Source organism: Mesorhizobium sp. M7A.F.Ca.AU.002.02.1.1, assembly GCF_003998535.1.
GTDB lineage: Bacteria > Pseudomonadota > Alphaproteobacteria > Rhizobiales > Rhizobiaceae > Mesorhizobium > Mesorhizobium ciceri.
In genome coordinates this window covers 1-2,862 of the sequence record NZ_RZPB01000760.1, presented here as the reverse complement: position 1 = coordinate 2,862, position 2,862 = coordinate 1, and the positions used below count along the sequence as shown (strand labels likewise).

Below are 2,862 nucleotides of genomic sequence, written 5' to 3'. Positions count from 1 at the left end.
GGCGTCTGCACCGGCGGAAACAGCAGCCTTCCGTCCTCGATGTGGAAATGCTTGCCGTCATGCTCGACCGTCTCGCCGCTCAGCACCCGCTTGTATATGCGCAGGAACTCCTGCGTCACCTCATAGCGTTCGGCATGCGACAGGAAAATGCCGTCGCCCTTGTTCTCCAGCGGATCGCCGCCGGTGACGACGTTGATCAGCAGGCGGCCATTGGAGATGCGGTCCAGCGTCGCAGTCATGCGCGCGGCCAGCGTCGGCGACTGCAAACCGGGCCGCACAGCGACAAGGAAACGCAAGCGTTCGGTCATCGGCACAAGAGCCGATGCGATCACCCAGGAATCCTCGCACGAGCGGCCGGTCGGCAACAGCACGCCATAGTAGCCGAGCGTGTCGGCCGCCTTCGCCACTTGCGTCAGATAGGGCAGATCGACCGATCTGCCGCCCTCGGCCGTGCCGAGATAGCGGCTGTCGCCATGCGTCGGCAGAAACCAGAGCACCTTGATACGGTCTGGAATGTGCTTGCTCATGGCCTGTCTCCCGTCGCCTGACGGAGGCGGCCGGAGATGCCTGCTTTGGTTGACGGCGAGCGCAAAAAGGTAGGCATGGCGTGGTCCTGTCCGGGTGGAAACCAGATCGCCAGTGCAGATTGCTTATTCCACAAACTCTGTAGAGTTAGTTTATTCCAATTCCGTTGCCGCTATTAGAATTTCTCTCCCCAAGAAATCGGCGGCGAGGCCGACCCGAGTGCAGCGGGCCGGCCTTCCTGCATCAGAACGCTGGTTCGACCGCGTTGACGTTGTCCTTGGTGACGACTGTCAGCGGGATCGGCAGCCGGTCCTTGACCTCCTTGCCCTCGATGATCTCGGCCATCGTGTTGATCGCCAGGCGGCCATCCTCGACGGGCGACTGGACGATGGTCGAGTACATCTCATTGGTGCGGATCGATTCGAACGCATCCTTCTGGCCATTGATGCCGACGATCGGCGGTGCGGCCTTGGAGGGGTTCGCCTCTTTCCATGCGTCGATGAAGCCGCGGGCCATCGTGTCGTCATTGGCGTAGACACCGCTGATCTGGTCGCCGAAGCGTGTGATCAGATCGCGGCTCACCACCAGCGCCTTTTGCTGGTCGAAGTCGGCGTTGACCGTGTCGAGCACGTTGATCTCGGCATTGGTTTCCTTGAGACGGTCGGTAAATCCGCTGACGCGGCCGATCGTGGTGCCGTTGCCGGCCTGGCCGGCGATGATGACGACGGAGCCCTTGCCGCCCAGCGCCTTGCTCAGCGAGTCCGCCGCCAGCTTGCCTTCCTCATAGACATCAGGCCCGGTGAACGACTTGATGAACGGCTTGGCATCGTCGCTCATCGGCGAATTGATGAGGATCGCCGGAATGTTCGCCTGCTGCGCGCGCGCCAGCCCCGGTATGTATGCCTGCGGGTCGAGCGGCCACAGGATGATGCCATCGACCTTGCGCGCAACGCAGGTGTTGAGCTGCTCGGTGCCTTTCTGGACATCAAAATCCTGGCTGAGGCTCAGGATCTCGATGCCGAGTTCCGCAGCGCGCGCCTGAAGCGCCTTGTTGGCCGGCGTCGCGTAGGCATGCGAATCCGCTGCCGTCACGTAGCAGACCGTCTTGGCGCTGGCCCAGCCCGTCGATGCCAGCACAGCCGCCATGGCGGCGACGTGAAGCATGCTTTTCTTGCCAATCATGCGTTTCCTCCCAATCATGTGGTTCCTCCTTGAGTGATTGGATTGTCGCGAACGAGCGCCGGGCGCGTGCCCGGAGCCCTCCCCTTGGTGGTAACGGCCCGATCGAGCACGACGAGCAGGATCAGGATAAGCCCGGACACGACCTGCTGGACGTATGCGGGAACGGACTGGAACTCCATCGCGATGGTCAGCGAGCCGATCGTCAGCACGCCGCCGAGCGTGCCGAGCGCGGATCCCTTGCCGCCTTCGAGACGAGTCCCGCCGACAACGACCGCGGCAATGACGGCGACCGTCAGTTCCGAGCCGAAGACAGGCGAGCCGGTGTTGGTGACGAGGCTCTGGAGAACCCCCGCCAGGCCGGCAAGCGTGCCGGCAAAGACAAAGCCGAGAAAGACGATACGGTCCGAGGCGATACCGCTTTCCTTGGCAGCCGCCGGGTTGGACCCCACCGCAAAGACGTTGCGCCCAGGTATGGTGCGCGTCAGCCAGAAATGCAGCAGCACGATCAGGGCGATGAACAGCACGCTGCGGAGGGTGAAGACATCGAGATAGATCTTGGCCAGCGCCAGGGAGAGCATGATGTCGGTTCCGGTCACCGGCTGGCTGTTGGTGATCCAGTGCGCGAGTGAGCGGAAGATCAGCATCGTCGCGAGCGTCAGCACGAGCGAATTCACCTTCAGGCCGACGACCAGCATGCCGTTGATGGCGCCTGCCAGGGTACCGACCAGGATGCCGGCGATCGCGGCAGGCAGGATGCCGATCTCTCGCTGCAGGATGACCGATACGATGCCGGCCAGGGCAAACACGGCGCCACCGGAGAGGTCGATCTGGCCCGATATCAAAAGCACCGTCAGGCCGACCGCGATCAGGCCGATCGTCGCCGCCCGGTCGAGACCGAGGCCGAGCGTCGATGCCGAGAGGTAGCCGGGGACCAACAGCGCGGAAATGACGAGCGTCAGGCCGAGAATGATGACGACGCGATGCTGCGAGACAAGCGAAAGAAAACGCATCACGCCACGCCCCGCTTGCGCAGCGCCGCATCCATGCCGACGGCACCGACGATCAGGATGCCGAGCACGAAACCCTGGATTGGCGTGCGCACACCGTCGAGCACCATGACGTTGGTCAGCAGTTGCACGAAGATGAGGCCGGCAA

General features: G+C 63.1%; 3 protein-coding genes. All 3 read right to left on the bottom strand.

Annotated elements, in window-relative coordinates; translation table 11 throughout:
• Positions 1-527: LLM class flavin-dependent oxidoreductase (locus EN879_RS30805; RefSeq protein ID WP_127274475.1), on the bottom strand; the 527-nt coding region annotated here is incomplete at its 3' end.
• A 241-nt stretch (positions 528-768) separates the two neighbouring features.
• The gene (locus tag EN879_RS30800; protein WP_013528163.1) at positions 769-1,707 is read right to left on the bottom strand and encodes a sugar ABC transporter substrate-binding protein; all 939 of its coding nucleotides are present in this window, start codon (positions 1,705-1,707) and stop codon (positions 769-771) included.
• A 14-nt stretch (positions 1,708-1,721) separates the two neighbouring features.
• Positions 1,722-2,717 carry an ABC transporter permease gene (locus EN879_RS30795; protein WP_063169855.1) on the bottom strand — a complete coding sequence of 332 codons (996 nt, stop codon included), beginning with the start codon at positions 2,715-2,717 and terminating at the stop codon, positions 1,722-1,724.
• Between the last annotated feature and the right edge of the window lie 145 nt (positions 2,718-2,862).